6 protein-coding genes are annotated in these 7,459 nt (G+C 57.7%); 3 read left to right on the forward strand and 3 right to left on the reverse strand.

The features are described from left to right. Positions 1-152: 152 nt before the first annotated feature. Positions 153-2,378: an NADP-dependent isocitrate dehydrogenase gene (locus ACW9JC_RS27085; protein WP_457458840.1), complete on the reverse strand. Its 2,226-nt coding sequence runs from the start codon at positions 2,376-2,378 to the stop codon at positions 153-155. 327 nt (positions 2,379-2,705) lie between these two features. Beyond that, positions 2,706-2,873 (reverse strand): hypothetical protein, encoded by a 168-nt coding sequence (locus ACW9JC_RS27090; protein WP_457458842.1) that lies wholly within the window; start codon positions 2,871-2,873, stop codon positions 2,706-2,708. On the opposite strand from ACW9JC_RS27090, the gene icd reads away from it, so the two are divergent. After that, a complete protein-coding gene (gene icd, locus ACW9JC_RS27095; protein WP_008015544.1) occupies positions 2,872-4,128 on the forward strand; it encodes an NADP-dependent isocitrate dehydrogenase in 1,257 nt (418 codons plus the stop codon). The two genes, ACW9JC_RS27090 and icd, sit on opposite strands and share 2 nt — an antisense overlap. An 82-nt stretch (positions 4,129-4,210) precedes the next feature. On the opposite strand, the gene cspD is transcribed toward icd, so the two are convergent. Then, positions 4,211-4,468 (reverse strand): cold shock domain-containing protein CspD, encoded by a 258-nt coding sequence (gene cspD / locus ACW9JC_RS27100; RefSeq protein ID WP_457458844.1) that lies wholly within the window; start codon positions 4,466-4,468, stop codon positions 4,211-4,213. A 224-nt stretch (positions 4,469-4,692) separates the two neighbouring features. On the opposite strand from cspD, the gene clpS reads away from it, so the two are divergent. Further along, entirely contained in the window at positions 4,693-5,076 is a 384-nt protein-coding gene (gene clpS / locus ACW9JC_RS27105) for an ATP-dependent Clp protease adapter ClpS (protein WP_020799529.1), read from the forward strand. A 30-nt stretch (positions 5,077-5,106) separates the two neighbouring features. Beyond that, positions 5,107-7,377: an ATP-dependent Clp protease ATP-binding subunit ClpA gene (clpA, locus tag ACW9JC_RS27110; protein WP_338581871.1), complete on the forward strand. Its 2,271-nt coding sequence runs from the start codon at positions 5,107-5,109 to the stop codon at positions 7,375-7,377. Positions 7,378-7,459 lie beyond the last annotated feature (82 nt).

Below are 7,459 nucleotides of genomic sequence, written 5' to 3' on the forward strand. Positions count from 1 at the left end.
GTTGGGGGGTGTGGTGGGTTGGTTGGTGTTAGTGGGGGAGGGTGGGGGGCTATTGCTGGCAAGCCAGCTCCCACAGGGGTTTGTGTTGATCAATAAGTACCACAAACAGAAACCCCGGCACTGGGCCGGGGCTTCTTTACAGCATTACAACCTTACACCAGCGCAGCAATCGCCGCGTTGAGTGTGGCGCTTGGGCGCATGGCCTTGCTGATCAGCTCGGCACTGGCGTGGTAGTAACCGCCGATGTCGACTGGCTTGCCCTGAACGGCGTTGAGCTCGGCAACGATGGTTGCCTCGTTCTCGGTCAAGGTCTTGGCCAGGGTCGCGAACTGCGCTTGCAGTGCAGTGTCTTCAGTCTGGGCAGCCAGGGCTTGAGCCCAGTACAGCGCCAGGTAGAAGTGGCTGCCGCGGTTGTCGATGTTGCCGACTTTGCGCGATGGCGACTTGTTGTTGTCCAGGAACTGGCCGGTGGCCTGATCCAGGGTCTTGGCCAGAACCAGCGCCTTCGGATTGGTGTAGGTCACGCCCAGGTGTTCCAGGGACGCGGCCAGGGCCAGGAACTCACCCAGCGAATCCCAGCGCAGGAAGTTTTCTTCCAGCAGCTGCTGAACGTGCTTCGGAGCCGAACCGCCAGCGCCGGTTTCGAACAGGCCACCGCCATTCATCAACGGCACGATCGACAGCATCTTGGCGCTGGTGCCCAGTTCCATGATCGGGAACAGGTCGGTCAGGTAGTCACGCAGTACGTTGCCGGTCACCGAGATGGTGTCCTTGCCTTCGCGGGTGCGTTGCAGGGTGAATTTCATTGCATCGACTGGCGCCATGATCTGGATGTCCAGACCGGCAGTGTCGTGATCCTTCAGGTATGCCTGAACTTTCTCGATCACTACGCCGTCGTGGGCGCGCATCGGGTCCAGCCAGAAAATCGCTGGAGTGCTGCTGGCGCGAGCACGGTTGACGGCCAGTTTGACCCAGTCCTGGATCGGCGCGTCTTTGGTCTGGCACATGCGGAAGATGTCGCCGGCTTCAACCGACTGTTCCAGCAGCAAGGTGCCGTTGGTGTCGGTCACGCGGACAACACCGTTGGTCTTGATCTGGAAAGTCTTGTCGTGGGAACCGTACTCTTCGGCTTTTTTCGCCATCAGGCCAACGTTCGGCACGCTGCCCATGGTGGTTGGGTCGAAGGCGCCGTTTGCCTTGCAGTCTTCGATCACTGCCTGGTAGATGGTCGCGTAGCAGCGATCCGGGATCACAGCCTTGGTGTCGTGCAGCTGGCCGTCGGTGCCCCACATCTTGCCGGAGTCACGGATCATGGCCGGCATCGAGGCGTCGACGATGACGTCGCTCGGCACGTGCAGGTTGGTGATGCCTTTGTCGGAGTTGACCATCGCAAGCGATGGGCGAGCGGCGTAGACCGCTTGAATATCAGCTTCGATGGCAGCTTGCTGCTCGGCCGGCAGGGCCTTGATGCGAGCGTACAGGTCGCCGATGCCGTTGTTCAGGTTGAAGCCGATCTGTGCCAGCACGTCAGCGTGCTTGGCCAGTGCGTCTTTATAGAACTCGGCAACGATCTGGCCGAACATGATCGGGTCGGAGACCTTCATCATGGTCGCTTTCAAGTGAACCGACAGCAGCACGCCTTGTGCCTTGGCGCTTTCGATTTCAGCAGCAATGAAAGCCCGCAGAGCGTTTTTGCTCATGACCGCGCAATCGAGGATCTCGCCAGCCTGAACGCTGGTTTTTTCTTTCAGGACGGTGGTGGTGCCGTCTTGAGCGATCAGTTCGATTTTCACGGCGCCAGCGGCGTCGATCAGGGCGGCTTTTTCGCTGCCGTAGAAGTCACCGCTGCTCATGTGCGCAACGTGGGACTTGGAGTCCGCAGCCCAGGCGCCCATTTTGTGCGGGTGCTTGCGAGCGTAGTTCTTCACCGACAGCGGAGCGCGACGGTCGGAGTTGCCTTCACGCAGAACCGGGTTCACGGCGCTGCCCTTGATCTTGTCGTAGCGGGCCTTGGCTTCTTTGTCGGCGTCGCTGGTCACGGTTTCCGGGTAGTCCGGCAGCGCGTAACCCTGGGCTTGCAGTTCTTTGATCGCGGCTTGCAGCTGCGGAACCGAGGCGCTGATGTTCGGCAGTTTGATGATATTGGCTTCAGGCGTAACGGCCAGGGCGCCCAGTTCGGCGAGGTGGTCGGCTACGGCTTTGTCGCCCAGTTGCTCGGGGAAGCTGGCCAGGATGCGCCCTGCAAGAGAGATATCGCGGGTTTCCACGGCGATATCAGCCGAGGCGGTGAACGCCTCTACGATAGGCAACAGTGAATAGGTGGCGAGGGCTGGGGCTTCGTCGGTGAAGGTATAGATGATCTTCGAGCGGGTGGGCATATTCGGATTAACTCTCTCTTCTTTGCTAAAGCGTGCGCAGAAACTCGAGGGGCGCCGGGTAAGCGCGTTCGTTCAAAGTCATCCATGAGCCGAATATCGAGATTTCGTTGCTGTGATGTTGGGTGCATCAGTAGGGCGTCAAGCAGCCGGTCTGCGGTAACAGGCCGGCCTGTCGGGCTGAAAGTCTCATCGTAGAGCCTTCCAGTCGTCGTGACCCTTTGGTCAGCGGCGGCATTATACATAGGTAGCTGGCAATCTGCCGATGGTTCATACGCAACGATTCTCGTCCATTGGTCTAAAGGTCGCAGGGGCGAGTGCGGCGAGGTGTCATTCGTCGTGCTTGATTTTGGCGCTTTTCCCTTTGCTTTCAGGCTTATAGCGCGCCAGTTTCAGGGCTTTGCGGCATATGGATAGAACATAGGGTTTGCGCGCCGATTCAACTGGGTTACGCTCGAACCAAGCCAGATGTTCAATCCAATCAATGGAGTTCAGCATGGGTTACAAGAAGATTCAGGTTCCAGCCGTCGGCGACAAAATCACCGTCAACGCAGACCATTCTCTCAATGTTCCTAATAACCCGATCATTCCCTTCATCGAAGGCGACGGCATTGGTGTCGACATCAGTCCGGTCATGATCAAGGTTGTCGATGCTGCTGTGAAAAAGGCTTACGGCGGCGAGCGCAAGATTTCCTGGATGGAAGTGTACGCCGGGGAAAAAGCGACTCAGGTTTACGATCAGGACACCTGGCTGCCTCAGGAAACCCTGGACGCGGTCAAGGATTACGTGGTTTCCATCAAGGGCCCGTTGACCACGCCGGTCGGCGGCGGTATCCGTTCCCTCAACGTGGCGCTGCGCCAGCAACTCGACCTGTATGTCTGCCTGCGTCCGGTACGCTGGTTCGAAGGCGTGCCTAGCCCGGTCAAGAAGCCAGGCGACGTCGACATGACGATCTTCCGCGAGAACTCCGAAGACATCTACGCCGGTATCGAATGGAAGGCCGGTACGCCGGAAGCCACCAAGGTCATCAAATTTCTTAAAGAAGAAATGGGCGTCACCAAGATTCGTTTCGACGAAAACTGCGGTATCGGCGTCAAGCCGGTTTCCCTGCAAGGCACCAAGCGCCTGGCGCGCAAGGCCCTGCAATATGTGGTCGACAACGATCGCGATTCGCTGACCATCGTGCACAAAGGCAACATCATGAAGTTCACCGAAGGTGCCTTCAAGGAATGGGCCTACGAAGTGGCGGCTGAAGAGTTCGGCGCGACCCTGCTCGACGGTGGTCCGTGGATGCAGTTCAAGAACCCGAAAACCGGCAAGAACGTTGTCGTCAAGGATGCCATCGCCGACGCCATGCTCCAGCAGATCCTGCTGCGTCCGGCCGAGTACGATGTGATCGCAACCCTGAACCTCAACGGCGACTACCTCTCCGACGCCCTCGCGGCGGAAGTGGGCGGTATCGGTATTGCGCCAGGTGCCAACCTGTCCGACACCGTCGCCATGTTCGAAGCCACCCACGGGACGGCACCGAAGTACGCAGGCAAGGATCAGGTGAACCCGGGTTCGTTGATCCTGTCCGCTGAAATGATGCTGCGTCACATGGGCTGGACCGAAGCGGCCGACCTGATCATCAAGGGCACCAACGGCGCGATTTCCGCCAAGACCGTGACCTATGACTTCGAGCGCTTGATGGATGGTGCCAAGCTGGTTTCGTCTTCAGGCTTCGGCGATGCGCTGATCTCGCACATGTAAGCGAACGGCAGGCATGACAAAAACCGCCCGATTCAAGCGATTGAATCGGGCGGTTTTTTTATGACTGGATGAAAGGGTGTGATCAGCTTGTAATCGATTCTTTCGAGGCGGTGACTGCTGGGGCTGCGGCAGTGACCTCGGCAGGATTGATTTTGATCGCATGGTTGCCTTTCGGGCCTTGGATAATTTCAAATCTCACAAGCTGCCCGGCCTTGAGGGTCTTATAGCCATCCATCTCGATCGAAGAGAAGTGGGCGAACAGGTCTTCGTCCTTGCCTTCTTCAATGATGAAGCCGAACCCCTTGGCGTTGTTGAACCACTTCACCTTACCTACTGCCATGCTCATATCCCTCTGCAACAGACTCCATCACTGGAGTATCATCCAGTTCATCCGCAGTCACTTCTTCGAAAAAAGTTGACTCCGCGGACCTTTTTTACCCACTGTGGGCTCTATTGGTTGTAACACCGTTTTGCCGATAGTCAAGGTGACCAGGCAGTCGGAGTTGAAATCCTCCAAGGCCGCCCCCACCACTGTATTTGCACAACTGACGAACCTTTCTTTCCATGCATGCAATCAGCCAGATTCGACTAACATTCAATCAGGATCGCCCGACTCTCCAGAAAGATCGCCCGGAGGAACACGACGACGATTCCGCAGGCATTGCTGTTCAGGAGGCCAAGCCTGCTTTACAGGCGCCGCCGATGTACAAGGTGGTTTTGTTTAATGATGACTACACACCGATGGATTTCGTCGTCGAAGTGCTCGAGGTGTTTTTCAACCTGAATCGCGAGCTGGCGACCAAGGTCATGCTGGCCGTCCATACAGAAGGACGGGCAGTATGTGGAGTGTTTACCCGCGACATCGCCGAGACCAAGGCCATGCAGGTCAACCAGTACGCCAGGGAAAGCCAGCATCCGCTACTCTGTGAAATCGAGAAGGACGGTTAATCGCCGGACACTTGGGTATGAGGTGAAGCTATGTTAAACCGCGAGCTCGAAGTCACCCTCAATCTTGCCTTCAAGGAGGCTCGTTCGAAGCGTCATGAATTCATGACCGTCGAACACCTTCTGCTGGCCCTATTGGACAATGAGGCTGCCGCCACCGTTTTGCGTGCGTGCGGTGCAAACCTCGACAAACTCAAGCATGACCTGCAGGAGTTCATCGACTCCACCACGCCATTGATTCCCGTCCATGACGAGGATCGCGAAACCCAGCCAACCCTGGGCTTCCAGCGTGTACTGCAACGTGCTGTGTTTCACGTACAGAGCTCGGGCAAACGCGAAGTGACTGGCGCTAACGTGCTGGTCGCGATCTTCAGTGAGCAAGAGAGTCAGGCAGTGTTCCTGCTGAAACAGCAGAGCGTTGCGCGCATCGATGTCGTCAACTACATCGCCCACGGCATCTCCAAGGTGCCAGGGCACGGCGATCACTCTGAAGGTGAGCAAGATATGCAGGATGACGAGGGCGGTGAGTCTTCTTCTTCAGGCAATCCGCTGGATGCTTATGCCAGCAACCTTAACGAACTCGCGCGCCAGGGTCGTATCGATCCGTTGGTAGGTCGTGAGCTGGAAGTCGAGCGCGTCGCCCAGATCCTGGCGCGTCGTCGCAAAAACAATCCGTTGCTGGTGGGCGAGGCGGGCGTGGGTAAAACCGCGATTGCCGAAGGCCTGGCCAAGCGTATTGTCGACAACCAGGTGCCGGACCTGCTGGCCAACAGCGTGGTGTATTCCCTCGATCTGGGAGCCTTGCTGGCCGGGACCAAATATCGCGGCGATTTCGAGAAACGCTTCAAGGCGTTGCTCAATGAACTGAAAAAACGTCCGCAGGCGATCCTGTTTATCGACGAAATCCACACCATCATTGGTGCGGGTGCTGCGTCCGGTGGCGTTATGGATGCCTCGAACCTGCTCAAGCCGCTGCTGTCGTCCGGTGATATCCGTTGCATCGGCTCGACTACCTTCCAGGAGTTCCGCGGGATCTTCGAGAAGGACCGTGCCTTGGCGCGACGCTTCCAGAAAGTCGATGTGTCGGAGCCTTCGGTGGAAGATACCATCGGTATTCTGCGCGGCCTGAAGGGGCGTTTCGAGAGCCATCACAATATCGAATACAGTGATGAAGCCCTGCGCGCGGCTGCCGAACTGGCTTCGCGTTACATCAATGACCGTCACATGCCGGACAAGGCCATCGACGTCATCGACGAAGCGGGTGCCTACCAGCGCCTGCAACCGGTCGAGAAGCGTGTGAAGCGCATCGAAGTGCCGCAAGTCGAAGACATCGTCGCGAAAATCGCGCGGATTCCGCCAAAGCACGTCACCAGTTCCGACAAAGAACTGCTGCGTAACCTTGAGCGTGATTTGAAGCTGACAGTGTTTGGTCAGGATGCCGCGATCGACTCGTTGGCGACTGCGATCAAGCTGTCCCGCGCCGGACTCAAGTCGCCTGACAAGCCTGTCGGTTCGTTCCTGTTCGCCGGGCCTACCGGTGTCGGTAAAACCGAAGCGGCGCGTCAGTTGGCCAAGGCGTTGGGCGTCGAGCTGATTCGCTTCGACATGTCCGAGTACATGGAGCGCCACACCGTATCGCGTCTGATCGGTGCACCTCCGGGTTATGTCGGGTTCGATCAGGGCGGTCTGCTGACAGAAGCCATCACCAAGCAGCCACACTGCGTGCTGTTGCTCGATGAAATCGAGAAGGCGCATCCGGAAGTCTTCAACCTGCTGTTGCAGGTCATGGACCACGGTACGCTGACCGACAACAACGGGCGCAAGGCGGACTTCCGTAACGTGATCGTCATCATGACGACCAACGCCGGTGCCGAAACCGCAGCACGTGCGTCGATCGGTTTCACCCATCAGGACCACTCGTCCGATGCGATGGAAGTGATCAAGAAGAGCTTCACGCCGGAGTTCCGCAACCGTCTGGACACCATTATCCAGTTTGGTCGCCTCAGCCATGAGGTCATCAAAAGTGTGGTGGACAAGTTCCTTACCGAACTTCAGGCGCAGCTGGAAGACAAGCGTGTGTTGCTGGAAGTCACCGACGCGGCTCGCAGCTGGCTGGCAGCCGGCGGTTACGACTCGGCGATGGGCGCTCGACCTATGGCTCGTCTGATCCAGGACAAGATCAAGCGTCCACTGGCGGAGGAGATTCTCTTTGGCGAACTGGCCGAACATGGCGGTGTGGTACACATCGACATCAAGGACGGCGAGCTGACCTTCGAGTTCGAGACCACGGCTGAAATGGCCTGACGTTAAACCGCAGTACAGCAAAAAGGCGCCGATTGGCGCCTTTTTGCTGTCTGTCATATTCACCGGTGCCCTGTAGGAGCTG

It is taken from the genome of Pseudomonas sp. SDO5591_S426 (genome assembly GCF_054070755.1).

Coding starts and splice junctions, on each gene's coding strand:
- ACW9JC_RS27085 (WP_457458840.1), bottom strand. CDS start 2,378: ATGCCCACCCGCTCGAAGATCATCTATACCTTCACCGACGAAGCCCCA.
- icd (WP_008015544.1), top strand. CDS start 2,872: ATGGGTTACAAGAAGATTCAGGTTCCAGCCGTCGGCGACAAAATCACC.
- ACW9JC_RS27090 (WP_457458842.1), bottom strand. CDS start 2,873: ATGCTGAACTCCATTGATTGGATTGAACATCTGGCTTGGTTCGAGCGT.
- cspD (WP_457458844.1), bottom strand. CDS start 4,468: ATGGCAGTAGGTAAGGTGAAGTGGTTCAACAACGCCAAGGGGTTCGGC.
- clpS (WP_020799529.1), top strand. CDS start 4,693: ATGCATGCAATCAGCCAGATTCGACTAACATTCAATCAGGATCGCCCG.
- clpA (WP_338581871.1), top strand. CDS start 5,107: ATGTTAAACCGCGAGCTCGAAGTCACCCTCAATCTTGCCTTCAAGGAG.